Source organism: Pelomonas sp. BJYL3 (assembly GCF_027257975.1).
GTDB lineage: Bacteria > Pseudomonadota > Gammaproteobacteria > Burkholderiales > Burkholderiaceae_C > Roseateles_B > Roseateles_B flavus.
The window spans coordinates 672,667-692,328 of record NZ_JANZKX010000002.1 but is presented as its reverse complement, the minus strand read 5'-3'; the positions used below and the strand labels follow the sequence as shown (position 1 = coordinate 692,328).

Annotated in this window: 19 protein-coding genes; 14 read left to right on the top strand and 5 right to left on the bottom strand. The window is 71.8% G+C overall.

All coding sequences use genetic code 11. The features are described from left to right. The first annotated feature begins 106 nt into the window (after window positions 1-106). The 5 genes from O9Y01_RS08630 to O9Y01_RS08610 are packed head-to-tail and all read left to right on the top strand — an operon-like array spanning window position 107 to window position 5,152. A complete protein-coding gene (locus tag O9Y01_RS08630; RefSeq protein ID WP_269631142.1) occupies window positions 107-1,027 on the top strand; it encodes a hypothetical protein in 921 nt (306 codons plus the stop codon). Further along, window positions 1,024-1,812 (top strand): helical backbone metal receptor, encoded by a 789-nt coding sequence (locus O9Y01_RS08625; RefSeq protein ID WP_269631141.1) that lies wholly within the window; start codon window positions 1,024-1,026, stop codon window positions 1,810-1,812. Before O9Y01_RS08630 ends, O9Y01_RS08625 begins: the two co-directional genes overlap by 4 nt. Beyond that, the gene (locus O9Y01_RS08620) at window positions 1,791-2,432 is read left to right on the top strand and encodes a MarC family protein (RefSeq protein ID WP_269631139.1); all 642 of its coding nucleotides are present in this window, start codon (window positions 1,791-1,793) and stop codon (window positions 2,430-2,432) included. Before O9Y01_RS08625 ends, O9Y01_RS08620 begins: the two co-directional genes overlap by 22 nt. A gap of 11 nt (window positions 2,433-2,443) precedes the next feature. After that, complete coding sequence (locus tag O9Y01_RS08615) at window positions 2,444-3,478, top strand: NAD(P)H-dependent flavin oxidoreductase (RefSeq protein ID WP_269631138.1); 1,035 nt, start codon at window positions 2,444-2,446, stop codon at window positions 3,476-3,478. A 21-nt stretch (window positions 3,479-3,499) separates the two neighbouring features. Next, window positions 3,500-5,152 carry a GMC family oxidoreductase gene (locus tag O9Y01_RS08610; RefSeq protein WP_269631137.1) on the top strand — a complete coding sequence of 551 codons (1,653 nt, stop codon included), beginning with the start codon at window positions 3,500-3,502 and terminating at the stop codon, window positions 5,150-5,152. Between the two features lie 59 nt (window positions 5,153-5,211). Here the strand turns inward: O9Y01_RS08610 and O9Y01_RS08605 are convergent, their stop codons facing one another. Together O9Y01_RS08605 and O9Y01_RS08600 are read right to left on the bottom strand one after the other, a co-directional pair. Then, window positions 5,212-6,588 carry a leucyl aminopeptidase family protein gene (locus O9Y01_RS08605; RefSeq protein WP_269631136.1) on the bottom strand — a complete coding sequence of 459 codons (1,377 nt, stop codon included), beginning with the start codon at window positions 6,586-6,588 and terminating at the stop codon, window positions 5,212-5,214. Between the two features lie 79 nt (window positions 6,589-6,667). Further along, entirely contained in the window at window positions 6,668-7,033 is a 366-nt protein-coding gene (locus tag O9Y01_RS08600; protein ID WP_269631135.1) for a thioredoxin family protein, read from the bottom strand. Window positions 7,034-7,247: 214 nt separating this feature from the next. On the opposite strand from O9Y01_RS08600, the gene O9Y01_RS08595 reads away from it, so the two are divergent. Next, complete coding sequence (locus O9Y01_RS08595; protein WP_269631134.1) at window positions 7,248-7,409, top strand: hypothetical protein; 162 nt, start codon at window positions 7,248-7,250, stop codon at window positions 7,407-7,409. A 121-nt stretch (window positions 7,410-7,530) separates the two neighbouring features. On the opposite strand, the gene O9Y01_RS08590 is transcribed toward O9Y01_RS08595, so the two are convergent. Continuing rightward, window positions 7,531-9,888, bottom strand: coding sequence for a DEAD/DEAH box helicase (locus tag O9Y01_RS08590; RefSeq protein ID WP_269631132.1), 2,358 nt, complete (start codon window positions 9,886-9,888; stop codon window positions 7,531-7,533). Between the two features lie 70 nt (window positions 9,889-9,958). Between O9Y01_RS08590 and O9Y01_RS08585 the strand changes: the two genes are divergently transcribed. Then, window positions 9,959-11,242 carry a hypothetical protein gene (locus O9Y01_RS08585; RefSeq protein WP_269631130.1) on the top strand — a complete coding sequence of 428 codons (1,284 nt, stop codon included), beginning with the start codon at window positions 9,959-9,961 and terminating at the stop codon, window positions 11,240-11,242. Between the two features lie 9 nt (window positions 11,243-11,251). On the opposite strand, the gene O9Y01_RS08580 is transcribed toward O9Y01_RS08585, so the two are convergent. Next, window positions 11,252-12,181 carry a DMT family transporter gene (locus O9Y01_RS08580; protein WP_269631129.1) on the bottom strand — a complete coding sequence of 310 codons (930 nt, stop codon included), beginning with the start codon at window positions 12,179-12,181 and terminating at the stop codon, window positions 11,252-11,254. A gap of 151 nt (window positions 12,182-12,332) precedes the next feature. Here O9Y01_RS08580 and O9Y01_RS08575 point away from each other — a divergent pair, with 151 nt between their 5' ends. The 7 genes from O9Y01_RS08575 to O9Y01_RS08545 all read left to right on the top strand — a co-directional run bounded on the left by O9Y01_RS08575 (window position 12,333) and on the right by O9Y01_RS08545 (window position 18,133). Then, window positions 12,333-12,791 (top strand): Lrp/AsnC family transcriptional regulator, encoded by a 459-nt coding sequence (locus O9Y01_RS08575; RefSeq protein ID WP_269631127.1) that lies wholly within the window; start codon window positions 12,333-12,335, stop codon window positions 12,789-12,791. Between the two features lie 7 nt (window positions 12,792-12,798). Beyond that, on the top strand, window positions 12,799-13,383 hold the full coding sequence (locus tag O9Y01_RS08570) for a tRNA-uridine aminocarboxypropyltransferase (RefSeq protein WP_269631125.1): 585 nt from the start codon (window positions 12,799-12,801) through the stop codon (window positions 13,381-13,383). A gap of 102 nt (window positions 13,384-13,485) precedes the next feature. Next, entirely contained in the window at window positions 13,486-13,905 is a 420-nt protein-coding gene (locus O9Y01_RS08565) for a hypothetical protein (protein ID WP_269631123.1), read from the top strand. Window positions 13,906-13,991: 86 nt separating this feature from the next. Then, window positions 13,992-14,966, top strand: a complete 975-nt coding sequence (locus O9Y01_RS08560) for an RDD family protein (protein ID WP_269631122.1) — start codon at window positions 13,992-13,994, stop codon at window positions 14,964-14,966. After that, complete coding sequence (locus O9Y01_RS08555) at window positions 14,963-15,994, top strand: hypothetical protein (protein ID WP_269631121.1); 1,032 nt, start codon at window positions 14,963-14,965, stop codon at window positions 15,992-15,994. The genes O9Y01_RS08560 and O9Y01_RS08555 overlap by 4 nt, the downstream gene beginning before the upstream one ends. 398 nt (window positions 15,995-16,392) lie before the next feature. Next, window positions 16,393-17,154, top strand: coding sequence for a TSUP family transporter (locus tag O9Y01_RS08550; protein ID WP_430765666.1), 762 nt, complete (start codon window positions 16,393-16,395; stop codon window positions 17,152-17,154). Window positions 17,155-17,311: 157 nt separating this feature from the next. Next, the gene (locus O9Y01_RS08545) at window positions 17,312-18,133 is read left to right on the top strand and encodes an HDOD domain-containing protein (RefSeq protein ID WP_269631120.1); all 822 of its coding nucleotides are present in this window, start codon (window positions 17,312-17,314) and stop codon (window positions 18,131-18,133) included. Window positions 18,134-18,209: 76 nt separating this feature from the next. Here O9Y01_RS08545 and O9Y01_RS08540 read toward each other — a convergent pair whose 3' ends face one another. After that, on the bottom strand, window positions 18,210-19,520 hold the full coding sequence (locus O9Y01_RS08540) for a GGDEF domain-containing protein (protein WP_269631119.1): 1,311 nt from the start codon (window positions 19,518-19,520) through the stop codon (window positions 18,210-18,212). Window positions 19,521-19,662: the final 142 nt, after the last annotated feature.

Below are 19,662 nucleotides of genomic sequence, written 5' to 3'. Positions count from 1 at the left end.
ATTCCAGCACAAATCGACGGGTGCGACTAGGGTTAGCGAGCAATTCCCGTGGCAGCCCTGAGGGGCGACCCGGCCTCGCTAAGATGCAGCGAAAGCCCGCGCCCCCGTGAACTCCAGTCTCAGCCCCCACACCCTCACGCGCCTCCTGTCCAGCCTGGACGCCGCCCGCAATGGCGCCGCATTCCGCGCCCTGCTGGCCTCCTTCTGCCTGGCCGGCCTGATGCTGGGCGCCGCCGAGGCCGATCTGGCGCGGGAACTGACCTGGCGCGGCGCCCTGTGGGGCTGCGCCGCCCTGTGCATCGTGTTCCTGGGGGTCAACAGCACCGGCCTGCTGCTGATGGACCAGGCCCGCGGACGCCCCATCCGGGACCTTCGCGATGCCGCCTATGACAGTCTTCGTATTGCTCCCCGCGTGCTCTTGTGCTTGGTTGCCATGCTGTCCACGGCCGGCTTGCTGACGGCCCTGATGCTGGGGCTGCTGAGCCTGTCCCGCCTGCCCCATGTGGGTCCGCCGCTGCTGAGCGCCCTGGTTCCCTTGGGTGTGGGATTGTTCGGCGGCATGCTCCTGACGCTGATGGTGATGGTGGGGCCGCTTACCGGGCCCTCGATCTGGTCCGGGCTGCCCCCAGCCCGGGCCCTGCGCAAGCTGGCTGGGCTGCTGCGCTGGCGCCTGCTGGACACCGCGGTGCTGATGGTGGGCGTGCTGGGCATTTCGGCCCTGGTGAGCGCCTGCGTCAGCGTGGTCGTCGTCGGTGGCGGCCAGGCCATGGCCTTGCTGGTGCCCTGGGCGGCCGGCATCGAGCTTCCGCCGCAGCAGCTGATGGCCGGGCTGTTCGGGCGCGGGCTGCGCAGCCTGGGCGCGGCCGGCACGCCCATCAACACCAGCGCCGCCGGCCTGGCCGTGCAGACGGGCGGCGGCGTGGTCTTCGCCCTGGCCCTGGTGCTGCCGGCCCTGTTCTATCTGCGCGGCTGCTGCGCCGTGTGGCTGGCGCTGACCGAGCCGCCGGCCGAGGAAGCCCAGCTGTGAGCGCAGCGCCCCGCATCGCCTCCCTGGTGCCCTCGATCACCGAGCTGCTGATCGCGCTGGGCCTGCGTCCCTGGCTGGTCGCTCGCACCGGCTTCTGCATCCACCCTGCCCATGAGGTGGCCGAGGTGCCCAAGGTCGGCGGCACCAAGGACGTCAATCTCGACAAGCTGCGCCGCCTCGCGCCCAGCCACGTCATCGTGAACATGGACGAGAACCGCGCCGAGACCGCCGAGGCGCTGCGCGAGTTCGTGCCCGAGATCATCGTCACCCACCCCCAGGGGCCGCAGGACAACGCCGCCCTGATCGCCCAGCTGCAGGCGCATTTCGGCCACCTGCCCGGCGTGGCGGCCCGCGCCGCGGCGCTGCAGCAAGCCCTGGCACAGGCGCTGCGGGCCGCGCGAGGCAAGACCTGGCCCCCGCGGCGCGTGCTCTACCTGATCTGGAAGGATCCCTGGATGGGCGTGGCGCGCGACACCTACATCGCCCGCATGCTGGCCGAGGTCGGCTGGCTGAGCTGGCCGGACGTGGACGGCGGCGAGACTGGCGCCGCACGCTATCCGGTGATCCAGGGCGACGAAGCCTGGCTGCACGAGATCGACGAGGTGCTGCTCAGCTCGGAACCCTACAGTTTCAATGCCAGCCACCTCGACGCCGCCCAGGCCCTGTGCCCGCAGGCGCGCGTGCGCCTGGTCGATGGCGAGCTGCTCAGCTGGTACGGCCCGCGCGCCGCGGCCGGCCTTCACTACCTGATGGAGACGCGTGGATGGACATCGTCAAGCCCCTGATCGCCCTGCTGGCCATCGTCAACCCGATCGGCGTGGTGCCCTTCTTCATCCACTTCACCCAGGACCAGGGCGCCGAGCAGCGCCGGCACACGGTGCGCGTCAGCTCGCTCACGGCCTTCCTGGTGATCTCCATCAGCGCGCTGGCCGGGCTCAAGGTGCTGGACTTCTTCAACATCTCGCTGGCCAGCTTCCAGGTGGGCGGCGGCGTGCTGCTGCTGATCAGCGCGCTGCAGATGCTCAATGCCCGCCCCGCCGAAAGCCGGCCCGAGGACCTCAGCGAAGGCGAGGCCAAGCTCAGCAGCGGCGCCAGCATCGCCGTCGTGCCGCTGACCATTCCGCTGCTGACCGGCCCGGCCACCATCTCCACCATGGTGATCTACGCGGACAAGACCCGGCACTGGTGGGAGCTGGGCGTGCTGGTGGGCTATGGCGTGGTGGTGGGCCTGGTGACCTACCTCGTCTTCTCAGCGTCCGGCCGCATCGCCCGCGTGCTGGGCCAGACCGGCATCAACATCATGACCCGGCTGATGGGCCTGATCCTGGCCGCACTGGCCGTGGAGCTGCTCCAGGACGGCCTGGTCAAGCTCTTCCCGGTGCTGGCCTCACACCTGTCCAACTGAAAGGACCGGTCATGAAGAGCTTTCTGCAGAAGCTGGGCATCCCCACGCCCGTGCTGATGGCGCCCATGGCCGGAGAGGCCGCCAGCGCGGCCCTGGTGGCGGCCGTCAGCGAGGCCGGCGGCCTGGGTCAGCTGGGCGCGGCCTACCTGAGCCCGGCGCGCATCCGCACCGTGGTGGCCGACATCCGCGCCCGCAGCGACAAGCCCTTCGGCATCAACCTCTTCTGCCCGCAGCCCTGGAGCATCGACAGCGCGCGGGTCGAGGCCTACCGCCAGCGCCTCGCGCCGCATGCCCAGGCCCTGGGCCTGCCCGTGCCCGAGCTGCCCGCCGCCTGCGAGGAGGACTTCGAGGCCCAGCTGGCCGTGGTGCGCGAGCTGCAGCCGGCCGTGGTGAGCTTTGCCATGGGCGATCCCGGGCCCGCACTCGTCCAGGCCCTGCGCGACGAGGGCCGGGTCGTGCTCGGCACGGCGACGCAAGTCAGCGAAGCCCTGCAGCTGCAGGACAGCGGCGTGCACGCCGTCGTGGCCCAGGGCTGCGAGGCAGGCGGCCATCGCGGAGGCTTTCTGGGCCGGCCCGAAGGCGCGCTGATCGGCACGATGGCCCTGGTGCCTCAGCTGGTGGATGCGCTCTACGTGCCGGTGATCGCCGCCGGCGGCATTGCCGATGCCCGCGGCATGGCCGCCGCCCGCGCGCTCGGCGCCACGGCCGCCGCGGTGGGCACGGCCTTCCTGCTGGCCGAGGAATGCCCGCTGTCGCCCGCCTACCGCGAGGCCCTGCTGCAGGCGCGCGATGCCGACTCCACGCTCACCCGCGCCTTCTCGGGCCGCGAGGCCCGCGGCCTGGCCAACGCCTTCACCCGCGAGATGGCCGACGCACCGCTGCCGGACTTCCCCATCCCGAATGCACTGAGCCGCCCACTGCGCCAGGCCGGCGCCGCCCAGGGCCGGGCCGATTACATGAGTCTCTGGGCCGGTCAGGCCCTCCCACTGGCCCGCACCAAGCCCGCGGCCCAACTGGTCCGTGAGCTGGCCGCTGGCTGGGCTTGACCCCCTGGAGAAATCAAGCCCATGGACTTTGACACCATCGTCGTCGGTGCCGGCACCGCCGGCTGCCTGCTGGCCAACCGCCTGAGCGCCGACCCGAGCAAGCGCGTGCTGCTGCTGGAGGCCGGCGGCAAGGACGACTACCACTGGATCCACATCCCCGTCGGCTACCTGCACTGCATCGGCAACCCGCGCACCGACTGGCTCTACAACACCGAGGCCGAACCCGGGCTCAACGGCCGGCAGCTGCGCTACCCGCGCGGCAAGGTGCTGGGGGGCAGCTCCAGCATCAACGGCATGATCTACATGCGCGGCCAGTCCCGCGACTACGAGCACTGGGCGGCGCTCACCGGCGAGGACGCCTGGTCCTGGGGTCAGGTCTTGCCTCTCTTCAAGCAGCACGAGGACCACTGGCGCCTCGACGCGAAGGGCAGCGCTGACGAGGCCTTCCGCGCCCTGCATGGCCACCGCGGCGAATGGCGGGTGGAGAAGCAGCGCCTGCGCTGGGACATCCTGGACGCCTTCGCCGCCGCAGCCGAGCAGGCCGGCATTCCGCGCACCGAGGATTTCAACGGCGGCAGCAACGAAGGCGTGGGCTATTTCGAGGTCAGCCAGCGCGGTGGCCTGCGCTGGAACGCCGCCAAGGCCTTTCTGCGCCCGACCTGCCTGGGCCGTCCCAATTTCGAGCTCTGGACCGGCGCCACGGTGCACCGGCTGAAGCTGCGCCGCGACGAGTCAGGCGCCTTGCGCTGCGAAGGCGCCGAGGTGCGCACGTCCCACGGCATGGAGCAGGTGCGCCTGGCGCCGGGCGGTGAGCTGGTGCTGGCCGCGGGCGCCATCGGCTCGCCGCAGATCCTGCAGTGCTCGGGCCTGGGGCCGGCAGCGCTGCTGCAATCCCTGGGCATTGCGGTGCAGCAGGACCTGCCCGGGGTCGGCCAGAATCTGCAGGACCACCTGCAGATCCGGGCCGTCTATGCCGTGGAGGGCACGCGCACGCTCAACACGCAGGCGGCGCACTGGTGGGGCAAGCTGGGCATCGGCCTGCAGTACCTGTGGTCGCGCAGCGGCCCCATGAGCATGGCGCCCTCGCAGCTGGGCGCCTTCACCCGCTCTTCGCCGCAGCTGCGCTGGCCGGACCTGGAGTACCACGTGCAGCCGCTGTCCCTGGATGCCTTCGGCGAGCCACTGCACCGCTTCAACGCCTTCACGGCCAGCGTGTGCAACCTGAATCCAGGCAGCCGCGGCAGCGTCAACATCCGCAGCGGCGATCCGGACCAGCCGCCCGCCATCGCGCCCAATTACTTCAGCACCGAAGGGGACCGCCGCATCGCCGCGAAGAGCCTGCGCCTGACCCGGCGCATCGTGGCCCAGCCCGCGCTCGCCCCCTTCCAGCCGCGCGAGGTGAAGCCCGGCCCGGCCTACGAGAGCGACGAGGAGCTCACCCGCCTGGCTGGCGAGATCGCCACCACCATCTTCCACCCCGTGGGCACCTGCAAGATGGGCCGCGCCGAGGACCCGCTGGCCGTGACCGACCCGCAAGGCCGCGTGCGCGGCGTGGCGGGCCTGCGCGTGGCCGACGCCAGCCTCATGCCCACCATCACCAGCGGCAACACCAATGCGCCGACGCTGATGATCGCGGAGCGCATCGCCAGCTGGATGCTGCAGCAGCGCGCATGAGCCAAGGATGAAAAAGGCCCGCCAAGGCGGGCCCTCGTGCAGGTGGCGCTCGGCCGCGCTCAGCCGCCGAAGCGCTCTTCCAGGTAGGCCAGCAGGGTGCGGATACCCTGGGCCTCGCCGCCCTCGGGCCGGCCGGGCAGGGACTTGGCATTGGAGCCGTAGATGTCCAGGTGCAGCCAGTCCTGCAGCGGCTCGATGAAGTACTCCAGGAACAGGGCCGCGTTGATGGCGCCGGCCATGGGATTGGGGCCGGTGTTGACGATGTCGCCCAGGCTGGACTGGATGCCCTGCTGGTAGGGCGCCCACAGGGGCATGTGCCAGACGGGATCGTCGATCTTCAGGCCCAGGTCCACCAGCTCGCGGGCGGTGTCCATGTGCTTGGCGAACAGGGCCGGCAGCTGCGGACCCAGGGCCACGCGGGCCGCGCCGGTGAGCGTGGCCAGGTCGATGATCAGCTCGGGCTTGCCTTCGCTGGCGTAGGCCAGGGCGTCGGAGAGGATCACGCGGCCTTCGGCGTCGGTGTTGCCGATCTCGATCTGGATGCCCTTGCGGGTCTTGATGATGTCGCCCGGACGGTAGGCATTGCCCGCCACGGCGTTCTCCACCGCAGGGATCAGCAGCTGCAGGCGCACCGGCAGCTTCAGGGTCATGATCAGACCGGCCAGGGCGATGGCGTTGGCGGCGCCGCCCATGTCCTTCTTCATCTGGCGCATGCCCTCGGGGGTCTTGAGGTCCAGGCCGCCGGTGTCGAAGCAGACGCCCTTGCCCACCAGGCTGACCAGCGGATCCTTGGCCTTGCCCCAGTTCAGCTCGATCAGGCGCGGCGCGCGCACGCTGGCGCGGCCCACGGCATGCACGGCCGGGAAGCCTTTCTTCAGCAGGTCCTCACCGACGATCTGCTTGAACTTGGCGCCATGCTGCTTGGCCAGCACCTGTGCAGCGGCGGCCAGCTCGGCCGGGCCCATGTGCTCGGCCGGGGTGTTGATCAGGTCGCGGGCCGCGCAGATCGCGGTGGCGGTGGCCAGGCCGCGTTCGGCCTCGATGCCCGGCTTCAGCAGCAGGGTGGCGCTGGCACGGGGGCGGGCCTTGTAGACGTCGAAGTGGTAGCTGCCCAGCTCCCAGGAGAGCGCGGCCTGCTCCGGCGCGACGGCCAGCCCTTCGTCCGACAGCACATAGGAGCCCTCGGGCAGCGCCATGGGCAGGGCCGACAGCACGTAGGGCGAGGCCACGCTGGCCACGCCGGCCAGCACCTTCTCGATCTTGCCGTCGGCGCCAGGCACGAGCGCGTGGCTGTCCGGGCGCGCCGTGAATCCGATGGCGGCCAGCCAGTTCTGCGTGGGCTTGGGCAGCTTGGACTTCAGGGCCTGGAAGCTCGCTGCATCGAGCACGACGATGGGCGTGGCGCGCGACGCGGCGCTCTTGAGTTGAACGGTCATGGCTGTGAATTCTTTGGTGTGGGTGGCGCGATTGTCACCGCGCGGGGCCGCCCCTGCCGGGGGTCAGGGGCGGGCAGCGTCAGCAGCTGTGCTGCAGGCGGGACAGCAGGGCCTGGGCGTCAGGCCCGGCGGCGGCCGCGGCGGCATCGGGGGCGAGCACCGTCTCCAGCAGGCGCTGGGCGGTGCTCAGCTGGGGCGTCACCGGGCCGCAGAAGCGCAGCTGCTCGCCCACGCCCACGACCAGGGTCGGGAAGGTCTCGACGTCCAGCTCGCCCACCAGTTCGGCATCGTCCTCGATGTCCACCCAGATGAAACGGGCGCCAGGGTGCTGCTCGCGCAGCTGGGCAAAGGTCTCGCGGTAGCTGTCGCAGAGGCGACACCAGGCCGCGCACAGGCAGGCGACCAGGGTGGGCGGCGGTTGGCGTTGGGCGAGCGAGGAGGACATGGCGGGCAAGCTTAGCGACAAAGAAGGGGACAGCCGGAAGGGACAGCCCTCCCGTTGTAGTCGCACGACGGGCCGGCGGTTCCCGGGGCGAACCCGGGCGGCAGGCTGGAACGTGAAAAAAGTTTGCCGGCGCTGTCAACCGCCTGTCTGCCCACCCCGTTGTGCCCCTCAAGACCCGCTTGATGGGGTCCAGCAAGAGGAAAGGCCAGTCGCCATGATGAAGTCGCAACACCGTACCGAAGCCCAGAACCGTCGCGTGCCCATGACCGAATGGAACACCGACAAGGGCCGCAAGCACGAAGCCTTCGAGACCGCCAGCCTGGGCACCGACCGCCGCAGCCTGGCCCGCGCGATGCGCTTCGACCGCAAGCGCTGATCGCACCGGGGCCCAGCCGGCCCCATCCACCACAGAGCGCCCACGAGGCGCTCTTTGCATGTCTGGGTGGCGCCCGGAGCGCTGCCCGTCCTGGCGGCGGGTGCCTCAGACGCACGGTCCGCTAGGCCCCTTCCGGCTCGTCCTCCCCCTCCTCAAGGGCCGGCAGCGGCGCCAGCAAGCCCTCAAGGTCGGCCGCGCTGAACTTCAGCAGCTCGGCGGCCCCGTCCACCCCCATCACCCCATCCGCCAGCGCCTTCTTGCGCGCCTGCAGGGCCAGGATGCGCTCCTCGATGCTGCCCTGCACCAGCAGCTGGTGCACGAAGACCGGCTTGTCCTGCCCGATGCGATGGGCCCGCGCGCTGGCCTGCGCCTGCACGGCCGGGTTCCACCAGGGATCCAGGTGGATGACGGTGTCCGCGGCCGTCAGGTTCAGGCCGACACCTCCGGCCTTCAGGCTCAAGAGCATGAGTGGGCACTCACAAGCCTGAAAACGGGCCACACGCTCGCCGCGCTGGCGTTCGGGGGTCTCCCCGCTGAGGCGCAGGGCCGGAAGCTTCAGCTCCGTCAGCAGGGCCTCCACCAGGTCCAACATGCGGGCGAACTGCGAGAACACCAGCACCCGGCGCCCCTGCCGCAGCAGGTCGGGCAGGTGCTCGCGCAACCAGGCCAGCTTCACACCCTCGCCCAGCCGGGCCGGCACCTCCTCGATCAGGCTGGGATCGCAGCACAGCTGGCGCAGGCGCAGCATGGCGTCCAGCACCGAGATCAGGCCCCCCTCCAGCCCCTGGCGGGCCAGGATGCGCCGCACCATGTGGTCGGCCGCGACCCGCACGCCCTCGTAGAGCTGGCGCTGGGGCAGGGGCAGCGTCAGCAGGGTGCGCAGCTCGGTCAGCGGGGGCAGCTCCGGCGCCACCTCTTCCTTGAGGCGGCGCAGCATGAAGGGCCGGACCCGGGCGGCCAGCCAGCGCGCCCGGCGGCCGTCCCCACCCTCCTCGATGGGCTTGCGCCAGTGGCGGGAGAAACCCCGGGCATCGCCCAGGAAGCCGGGCAGCAGGAAGTCGAAATGCGCCCACAGCTCGCCCAGATGGTTTTCCAGCGGCGTGCCGCTCAGCACCAGGCGCTGGCGCGAAGGCAGGCGGCGCAGAGCCCGGGCGGTGCGCGAGGCGGGGTTCTTGACCGCCTGGCCTTCGTCCAGCACCAGCCAGTCCCAGTCCCGGCCGGACAGCACCCGCAGGTCCCGCCAGACCAGGCCGTAGCTGCACAGCAGCAAGTCGCAATCGGGCAGGGCCTGGCCGCGCGGCGCGCCGTGCCAGGTGGCCACGCGCAGCCCGGGGCAGACGCGGGCCGCCTCCTGCGCCCAGTTGAACAGCAGGCTGGTGGGCAGGACCAGCAGCGCGCCCTGCGCAAGGCGCCCGGACTGCTTCTCCAGCCACAGATGCGCCAGGGTCTGGGCGGTCTTGCCCAGGCCCATGTCGTCAGCCAGGATGCCGCCCAGGCCGTGCTGACCGAGGTACTGCAGCCAGGCCAGGCCCTGCAGCTGGTAGTCGCGCAGGCGCAGGCCCAGGCCCTCGGGATGCAGCACCGGCGCCGGCCGGCCCGCCTCGCGCAGCCGCGCCACCAGCCCGTCCAGCGCCTGCTGGCCATGGAACTGCCAGCGGCCCCGGTCCTCGTCAAACAGGGCCAGCTGCTGCGCCTGCCACTCGGACAGGCGCAGCGGCCCCTTGCCATCCAGCTGGCGCGGCGTGACCAGGCTCAGCAGATGGCGCATCAGCTGCTTCAGCGGCGCCGCCGGGGTATGGAAGCGCCGCCCGCCGGGGGCGCGCAGGAAGATGACGTCGTCGTCCTCGATGGCCTCCAGCGCCACGGCGTCCAGCCAGCGCTTGTCACGGCGCAGCAGATTGGCCATGAGCGGTGCCAGGTCCAGGCGCTCGCCCTGCACCTCCAGGCCCAGGCTCAGCAGCCAGGAGCCGCGCTGGCGGGGCGCGCCGAGGCGCGGCACGGCCTCGGAGACCCCGGCCCCTTCGGCGCTGAGCCCCAGATGCCAGGCGCTGACCGGCTGGGGCTCATGGGCGAAGCCGGGCAGGCGCTCCACCACCCAGCCCTCGGCGGCCAGGCGGGGGAGGACATCGGTGACGAAATCGCCGAAGTCCTCCTCCAGCAGCAGCGTCCAGGCCCGGCCGGGCGCGGCGGCGGGCGGCTGGCGCCATTGCAGGTGATCGGCACGCAGGGGCTGGGCGCCCAGGGCCAGGAGCTGCTGGAGCCAGGGCCCATGCGGTCCGGCCTGGCCTTCGGGCGGGCAGGGCCAGGGCGGCCCCCCGGCCGCGTCCACCAGGAAGAGCTGCATCAGGCTCAGCGGCGCGCCGCGCGGCCCCAGGCGCCCGTGCGGCCGCAGGCCCAGCAGGCCATCGCCGCGGTCCAGGGTCTGCAGGCGCAGCAGCGGACGCAGCATGGGCACGGGAGGCGGAACGAAGGCGGGCATGGGCGGCATTGTCGCCAGCGCCGGGCCTGGCTTTCGGGTGGCCTGCCGGCGAGGTGGCAGACTGGCGCCCATGACCGCCCTCCCCCGACGTACCCAGCTCGGCCGCCTGCTGCGCCGCACCCTCTGGCTGATGCTGTTCCTGGGCCTGGGGCTGCCCCTGCTGCTGGCCATGCTCGCCCTGCAGGCGCAGCCCAGCGTAGCGCCTCCGCCGGCGCTCGAAGGCGCTCAGCTGCAGCAGGCCAGCGAGGTCCTGCGCCAGAACGACCCGCGCCAGCTGCCGCCCGGGGGCCTGCGCGTGGCCCGCCTCAGCGAGGCGCAGCTGCAGCTGCTGCTGGGGCGGCTGGTCAACCGCTACCGCGAGGCCCGCGCCACGGCCCAGCTGGCCCAGCACGAGGCCCTGCTGGAGGCCAGCATCCCGCTGCGCGAGCAGGGCGCCGGCCCCTGGCTGAACATCCACGCCCGGCTGCAGGAAACGGGCAATCTGCCGCGCCTGCGCCAGCTGCGCATCGGCCACCTGCCCCTGCCCACCTGGGCCTCGGACTGGCTGGTGCGCTGGCTCACCGAGCGCCTGGCCGCGCAGGCCGAGCTGCGCGTGGCGGGCGAGCTGATCCAGCACATCGGCTTCGCCCCCGGGCAGCTGGAAATGAGCTACGAGTGGAAGCCGGACTCCCTCAAGAAAGCCCTCAACGCCCGCTGGCCCGCTGCGGAGCAGGCCCGGCTGCAGCACTACAACGCGCTGCTGGTGAAGCTCTGCGAGCCGCATCTGTCCGGCACGCCGGTCTCGGTGGCGGATGTCATGCCGCCCTTCTTCGCCGAGGCCCTGCGCCGCAGCCAGTCCGGGGAGGACCCGCGCCTGGAGAACCGCGCCGCCTTCCTCATCCTGGCCTTGCAGGCCGCGGGCGAGCACACCAGCCGCCTGCTGCCCGCCGCCAGCAGCTGGCCCCGGGCGCGGCCCATGATCCTCACCGCCAATGGGCGGGACGACTTCTCCCAGCATCTGCTGGTCTCGGTGGTGCTGGCCATCGAGGGCGGCGGTCCGCTGGCCGATGCCATCGGCATCTACAAGGAGGTGGCGGATTCGCGCGGCGGCAGCGGCTTCAGCTTCAATGACCTGGCCGCGGACCAGGCCGGCGCCCACCTGGGCCTGTACTCGGAGCGCGACCCGGTCGGCCTGCAGCGGCGCCTGGCGGCTCACCCACCGGAGCGGGACTTCATGCCCCGCACCGAGGACCTGCCCGAGTTCCTCAGTGCCGAGGCCCTGCAGCGGCAGTACGGCGGGCTGCAAGGCGAGGGCTACCGGCGCATGATGGCCCTGATCCGGCAGCGCGTGGACGCCCTGCCCCTGTACCGCTGAAGCGGGCGATCAGCGCTGCGGCCGCTGGCTCCACAGCACGCCGGCCAGGATCAGTCCCATGCCCGCCAGCGTCGCGCCATCCGGCACCTCGCCGAACATGGGCCAGGCCAGGCAGCTTGCCAGCACGGGGGTCAGCGCCCCCACGGTGGCCGCGCGCTGCGCACCGAGGCGCTGGATGGCGAAGGCGTAGCTGAGCGTGGACAGCAGGCCCACGCCCAGGCCCTGGATGCTGCCGTGCAGGACCCAGGCCCGCGCCGGCAGGGCCATCAGGCCCAGGGGCGGATGCATCACCAGCCAAGGCAGCAGCAGGGCCAGGGACACGACCGAGATCAGCGCCGCGGCCTCGATGGGGCTCAGGCCGGAGTGGCGCAAGGCCAGGGTGTAGTTGGCCCACATGAGGCTGCCCAGCAGGAAGAGCCCGTAGCCCTGGGCCAGCTGCCCCTCGCCGTGGTGGAAGGCCAGCAGGGTGGCCACGCCGCTGACCACGGTCAGCAGCGCCGGCCAGCGGCTCAGCGCGGCACGGCCCTGGCTGAAGGCGGCGATCAGGGCCACAAAGAGCGGGATGGTGCCGGGGATCAGCGTGGCGCCGTCGGCCACCGGGGCGTGGCGCATGCCGGCGCCGGCAATCAGGAAATAGGGCAGGCCCGCGCCCGCCACGATGCTCATCCACTGCAGCACCGGCAGGCTGGCGAAACGGCGCCAGCGCAGGATCACCACAGGCAGGAAGACCAGGCCGGCCGGCAGGAAGCGCACCAGGGCCAGCTCGGCCGGGGCCAGGGCGGCACGGGCGCCGGCACGCAGCGAGACGAAGAAGCTGGCCCAGATCAGCAGGGTGAAGGCCAGGGCGGCCCAGCCGGCCCAGGGGATGGCGCTGCGGGCGGGGGTGGCGGGCAGGGCCAGGCCGGCGGCCTGGAGCGAGGAGGGGGCGATGCTGGACACGGGAGTACTGCGGGTAACTACTGAATGGCGCAGATTTTCTGGTGATTGCCGCGCGATAATCGGTCGCATTCACCACTGGATTGGCCTTGCGAAGCCTGTTATCGCCAATTCAGCGGCACCCAAAGCGTTTTTTCACCCTTCCCGCCCGTTCATGGACCGTATCGACCTGCAATTGCTGGAGCTGCTGCAACGCGAGGGCCGCCTCTCGGTGGCCGAGCTGGCGGACCGCGTGGCCCTGTCGCAAAGCCCCTGCGCCCGCCGCCTGCGCCGCCTGGAGGAGGCCGGCTACATCAGCGGCTACCGCGCCATCCTGGACCGCAAGCGCCTGCAGCTGGCGACCACCGTCTTCGTCAACGTCAAGCTGATGCACCACCGCGAAGACGCGGTGCGGGAGTTCGAGTCCGGCATGCAGGCCATGAGCGAGGTGGTGGCCTGCCATGTGGTCTCGGGGGCGCATGACTATCTGCTGGAGGTGGTCGTCGGCGACCTGCCGGACTACGAGCAGATCGTGCGCCGCCTGCAGGCCCTGCCCATGGTCCAGGACATCACCAGCAATTTCGCCATCCGCTGCGTCAAGAGCGGTGCGCCGCTGCCGCTGAAGGCGCTGTGAGGCCCGGGTGAGCCGCCCCACCTGCCTGCGCTGCGAGCGCCCCCTGGCCGGCTGCCTGTGCGCCTGCGTCCGGCCGCTGGACAGCGCCGTGCCCCTGCTGATCCTGCAGCACCCCGAGGAAGCCCGCCAGGCCAAGGGCACGGCCCGGCTGCTCCAGCTGTGCCTGCGGCATTGCGAGCGCCGGGTCGGGACGCAGTTTCCCGCGCCGCTCGCGGACGCCCATCCGCTGCTGCTGCTCTATCCGCCCGATCCCGGTGCGCCGCCGCCATCGCACGCCTGGGCGGCCGGGCAGCCCCCGCCCCGCCTGGTCCTGCTGGACGGCACCTGGCGTCAGAGCCGCCAGCTGATGCGCCATTCGCCCTGGCTGCAGGCCCTGCCCCGCCTGGCGCTCACGGCCACGCCGGTCAGCCGCTATGCCATCCGCAAGGCCCATGCGGCCCACCAGCTGAGCAGCCTGGAGGCCGCCGCCCTGGCCCTGGCCCAGCTGCAGCCAGGCCTGGACACGCAGGCCCTGTGGGACGCCATGGACGCCTTCGTGGCGCTGCAGCAGTCCCTGGCCTCCGCGGGCCGGGCCCGGGCGCGCGCGACCTAGCCGGGCCCCCGGGGGCCTGCTTTGCATTTCTTCGCAGAGCAGACGCGAGCCGCTCAGGCGCACGCCGCATGCTGCGGCCTCTGTCACAGCTCTGCCCCCTCCATGAAGACCACGGCGTTCTTTGCCCTTGCGATCACGGCCGTGCTGCTGGGCTTCTGGCAGGACCCTCCGCGGCCCGATGACCGGCCCGATGACCGGCCCGATGACCGGCCCCATGACCGGCAGGCGGGCCTCGGCGCAGGAGCGCCCGCCCCGCAGATGCCGGTCACGCACGCCGCCCCGGTGGCCGGCGGGACGCTCGCGGCTCAGGCGCCGCCCCTGCCCGCGCCGATCACCACGCCCGCCCCTCCTGCACCGACCACACCGGCCTTCGCCCCGCCCCTGCAGACCGCCAGCACGCCTGCGCCGGCCACGGCAGATACCGGCAGTGCCCCCGACTGGCGCGACGACGCCCTGGACCTGCTGAGCCAGATCGGCCTGCTCTGCCCGCCGGCCGGCTGCGACAGCCTGGAAGACGATTGAAGACACCCGGCGCGATCTGACCCCATGGCGCCGCAATCACGCGGCAGAATCGGCAGCCTCCACCACCAACGCCGCCCTGCCCGCTGATGCGCCTGCGCCTGCCCGCCCTGATCCAGCCCTCGCCGCGCCGCGACTGGGTCACCCCCGAGGACGTCAATGTCAGCCCCGCCCTGCTGGGCCATGCGCTGGCACGGCCGGCGCAGAGGGCCTGGGCCATGGCCCTGGACCTGGCCCTCATCGGCCTGGCCTCCTCCCTGGGCAACTGGATGCTGCTGGGCGGCGTGGCCCTGGCCGCCTGGCTGCAGATCCGGCGCCGCGATGCCCGCCGCCCGCCCTCACCCCTCTGGTGGTTGGCAGTTGCACTGCTGCTGGCGCTGGGCCTGCGCGGCCTCTGGGTGGACTTGCGCGAGGCCGTCGAGGACAAGCCCCGCGCCACCCGCCCGGCCGCAGGCGCGCCGGCCGAAGACAGCCCCGAGGAGGACGAGGCCCGGGCCGATGACACCGCCCCGCCTCCCTCCGCCGCGTCGGCTGCCAGTGCCGCCAGCCCCGAAAGCCGCCGCATCGCCGAGCTGGAGTCGCAGGTCCGCCGCCTGCGCCAATCCGAGGAGGCGGCCCGCGCCCACAGCGGCTTCCAGCCCCGGCAGTGGCTGGACGAGGCGCTGGGCGCGGTCGGCCTGCGCTTCAGCCTGGCCATCGTCTACTTCACGCTGCTGCCGGTGCTGTGGCCGGGGCAGACCGTGGGCAAGCGCCTCATGGGTCTGAAGGTGGCCGAGCTCAGCGGCAAGCCCATGACCCTGATGCGCAGCTTCAGCCGCTACGGCGGCTACCTGGCCAGCATGGGCACCGGCGGCATGGGCTTCGCCCAGCTCGCCTGGGACGCCAACCGCCAGGCCCTGCAGGACAAGGCCGCCCACACCGTGGTGCTGGACCTGCGCCGGACGGACCGCCTGCCCCTGTCCGCAGAACCCGCAGAAGCCGCAAAGCCCGCAGAAGCCGCAGAACCGCCGGCCCCCACCCTCAACGACGCCCGCACAGCCCCTCGCCCGGAATCCGCCCCATGAAGCCTCGCCAGCGACTCCGCCACTCACTTTGCCGGCTGGCCCTGCTGACGGCCGGCCTTGCCGGCGCAGCAGGCCTCGCGCCGGTCTGGGCCGAAGAACCCGCCGCGGCGCCCCGGCCCTTCGAGTTCGTGGCCCTGGGCGACATGCCCTACGGCCCCGCCGACACCGCCTACCCCGTCTACCAGCAGCTGATCCAGCTGATCAATGCCCAGGCGCCGGCCTTCAGCCTGCACGTGGGGGACTTCAAGAGCGGCAGCAGCCCCTGCAGCGACGAGGAATTCGCCCGCCAGCGCGCCTTCTTCAACCAGTTCGACTCGGCCCTGGTCTACACGCCTGGCGACAACGAATGGACCGACTGCCACCGCCCCGCGGCCGGCGGCTATGCGCCCCAGGAGCGGCTGGACAAGCTGCGCGAGATGTTCTTCGGCGCCCCGCGCAGCCTGGGCCGCCAGCCGCTGGCCGTGCAGCGCCAGGCCGACCTGCAGCCGGCCCATGCCCGCTTCCGCGAGAACCTGCGCTTCGAGCGCGAGGGCGTGCTGTTCCTGACCCTCAACGTGCCGGGCTCCAACAACGGCTTCGAGCCCCGCGACCTGGCCGCCGTGCAGGAGTTCCTCGCGCGCAACGAGGCGAACCTGGCCTGGCTGCAGGCCGGCTTCGAGCGGGCACGCAGCCTGGATGCCCGCGCCGTGGTCATCGCCATGCAGGCCGACCCCTTCCTGGGTGCCAACCAGTGGATGGAGTTCCCCAGCCACAGCGGCTTCACCCGGCTCTTCGAGCAGGGCCTGCTGCCCCTGGTCCAGGACTGGGGCCGCCCCGTCCTGCTGATCCATGGTGACAGCCACCGCTTCGTGATCGACCGCCCCTTCAAGGCCGTCAAGGAGCCCGGCAAGGGTCAGGTCTTGCGCAACCTGCTGCGCCTGCAGGTCTTCGGCGAGCAGGAGGTGCACGCGGTGCGGGTCAGCGTGGACCCCGCCAGCCCGGACCCCTTCGGCTTCAAGCCCCTGTTCAACCCCTTGTCGCCGCACTGAAGGGGCGCTGAAGTGGCGCTGATATCGCGCAGCGTCGGCCAGCGCCCCCGGATCAGGGGACAGCGCGCCCCTGTCCAGACCGTCGCCCTTGCGGCCTGCCATTGCCATTTCCATAGAGAAACGTGGCCCCTGAAGGGCGCATTACGCACCAGCCCGGTGCTTGACCTACGGTAAAAACCCCAAGTGCGTGCATGGGAGCCGGCCTCTACATTGACGTCACTCGACGCGGACGCTGCGCTTGCAGTGCTCGCCTACGGGGGCTGAGGAGACAAACAAGACGGGGCCGCCACTACCGTGGCGCGCCACTGTCACAATCGGCGGGCACCACATCGGTGCCCGTTTTTATTGGTGCGCTGCCGCCGCGCGGCCGCTTGCGCCTCCCCTGACGCTCGCCCCTCATGCTGGACCTTGTCACCGTCGCCCTCGCCTCCTTGCTGGCCGGATTCATCGATGCCGTCGTCGGCGGAGGGGGGCTGATCCTGGTCCCCGCCCTCTTCAGCGTCTACCCGCAGGCCACGCCCGCCACGCTGTTCGGCACGAACAAGGGCGCGGCCATCTGGGGCACGGCCTGGGCGACCCGGCAGTACGCCGCACGCGTCACCCTGCCCTGGCATGCCCTGCTGCCGGCTGCCGTCGCCGCCCTGCTGGGCAGCTTCGGCGGCGCCTGGACGGTCACCCTGGTCAGCCCCGAGGGCCTGCGCAAGCTGCTGCCCCTGATCCTGGGCGCCGTGCTGCTGTACACGCTGGCGAAGAAGGACCTGGGCCGCGAGCACGCCCCGCGCTTCAGCGGCCGCAGCGAAATGCTGCTGGCCAGCCTGATCGGCGGCGTGATCGGCTTCTACGACGGCTTCTTCGGGCCGGGCACGGGCAGCTTCTTCGTCTTCCTCTTCGTGCGCCTGCTGGGCTTCGACTTCCTGCATGCCTCGGCCAGCGCCAAGCTGCTCAACACCGCCACCAATGCCGCCGCTTTGCTGCTGTTCACGATGAAGGGGCACCTCTGGTGGCACATCGCCGCCGTGATGGCGGTCACCAACGTCATCGGCAGCCTGCTGGGCACGCGCATGGCCCTGGCCCGCGGCACGGGCTTTGTGCGCGGCATGTTCGTGCTGGTGGTGGGGGCGCTGATCCTCAAGACCAGCTACGACGCCTTCCTGCGCTGATTCCCTGCCCGGGGGACGGAGATTCGTCTCCAGGCGTCACAAGATTCCGCGGCAGCCGCCCCACGGCGCTACCATTGCCGGATCACGCCTCCCAGGGCAGGCGCGGCACATGCCGGCCGCCCCTGGAGACGCTCTCACGTACCACGCAAGGCCGCCCATGTCTGTTGATCCTGAACTGCGCACCCTCGACATCGAGATCCCCACCCAACCCGAGGTGCTGGTCAAGCTGTCCCTGCTGATGGCCGCCGACGACATCGACCTCCTGGCCGTCTCTGCCCTGGTCGAGACCGACATGGCCCTCGCCGCCGCCGTGCTGAAGGCCGTCAATTCCTCGCTGTACGGCCTGCGCGGCCGGGTACAGACGGTGCACCAGGCCCTGACCTACCTGGGCATGCGCGAAGTGGCCGCCATCACCTTCGAGATGGGTCTGCGCGCCGCCTTCCCGCCCGCCCCTGAGCTGGACCCCGTCTGGGCCCGCGCCTCGCAGCGCGGCCTGCTGATGGGTCGCATGGGCCAGATGCTGGGCGTGGACCCCTGGGCGGCGCACTCGGCCGGCCTCTTCGAGGAATGCGGCAAGGCCGTGCTCTACCGCCACGCTCCCGCCCACTACCCTGCCATGCTGCGCGCCACGCAGGAAGACGCCGAGCTGGTCAAGCTGGAGCACACCGCCTTCGGCGTGAGCCATGACGCCCTGGGCGCCGCCCTGTGCGAAAGCTGGGGTCTCGCGCCGGCCTCGGTGGCCAGCGTCCGCAGCCATGTGGAAGTGCAGACCAGCCTGCTGATGCCGGACACCCTGCAGCGCCGCAGCGTCTGCGCGATCTCCGTGATTGCCTGGTCCCTGATGAATGCGCCGGAGCGCCTGGACGAGATCGCCAAGGCCATTGCTCCGCAGGCCCAGCTGGACGAGACCCTGGTGCTGCGCGCGGCGCGCCGTGTCAGCGAGCAGCTGCTGGAAGCCCAGGCGCACGGCCGGGACTGAGCCTTCCCCACGAACGCAGCAAGCCGGCGTCCTGCCGGCTTTTTCATGCCAGCCGCGGGCCGGTGGGCGGGGCCGCTCAGGCCGCCAGGCTCAGCCGGTCACGCCCGGCGTGCTTGGCGATGTAGAGCGCCTCGTCGGCCGCCTGCATCAGGGCCAGCGGGCTCAGATAGGGGTGGCTGGGGCCATAGGCCGCGAGGCCGATGCTCACCGTCACCATCTCGTCCACCGGGCTCGCCCCATGCGGCAGGGACAGCCGCCGCCAGTCCTCGCGCAGGCTCTCGAGCATGTGCTGGGCGGAGCCGACGTCGAAGCCGGGCAGCAGGGCCCCGAACTCCTCCCCGCCCAGGCGCGCGACCAGGTCGGTGTCGCGCTTGAAGCGTTCGCCCAGCAGGCGCGCAAAGCGGCGCAGCACCTCGTCGCCGGCGGCGTGACCGTGCAGCTCGTTGTAGGCCTTCAGGTGATCCAGGTCCAGCACGGCCAGGGCCAGGCGGGACTGCTGGCGCTGGGCGCGCTTGAACTCGCGGCGCAGGGCGTCGTCGAACTCGCGGCGGTTGGCCAGTCCGGTCAGCGCGTCGTGGCGGGCCAGCTGGGCCAGCTCGCGCTGCTTGAGGTCCAGCGCCGCCTGTGCCTCGTGCAAGGCGCGCGCCTGCTGCGCCACCTGGGCGCTCAGATCGCGCATCTCCCGCTGCTTTCGCTGCAGCTGCTGGTCCACGCTCTGGTGGACATGGGCCATGGCGCGGTTGATCTGCTGCAGCTCGGCCGGTGCGCGGGCGGGCTGCCCGTCATCGAACCAGCTGAACTCACTGGGCGGCCGGCTGGGATCGAAGCGTTCCATGTCGGAGGCCATGCGGCGCAGCGGGCGCAGCAGCAGGCGGTCGATCAGCAGGGCCGCGCCCAGTCCCAGGGTCAGCGCCAGGGCCAGCAGCTGCAGCAGCCAGTGCTGCATGGCCGGCTTGCTCAGCTGCCCCCAGACATTGAGCTCGGGGGCCACCACGCGGACACGGCCCAGCTCCTCGCCATCGCCCGGCAGGCGCAGGGCGAACTCGCTGTGCGGGCTGTCCGGCCCGGGCAGCACGTCCGGGCCGCTCAGCAGGCGCAATCCGTCCCGGCCCTTGAGCACCGCCGACTGCAGCTCGTGGCGACTCACCAGCGTCTCCAGCAGGCGCTGGGCGGCCGCGATCTGATTGCCGGCCACGGCCCGCGACAGGGGTTCGGCGTACAGCAGGGGCAGCAGCTGTTGCGTGGTCTCGGCCTGCTCGGCCTCCAGGTGCAGCTCACGCCTCACATGCCAGCCCCCCATGACCAGCACCAGCGCAAGACCGAGCGTCAGCAGGCCCAGCAGGGCGCGGGACTTCAGCGACATGAGCAGGGCAGGCGTGGCGTTCATGGGTGTCACCGGCACTGCAAACGTTGCCGGCCTTTCAGCATCGGCCGATTCGGGCGGCTCGCCCACCCGGGATTGCCCGGAACTTTGTGGCCTGGACCGTGCATCTGTCCCCGAAGCGCGGCACAAATTGGCAAGGCCTCGC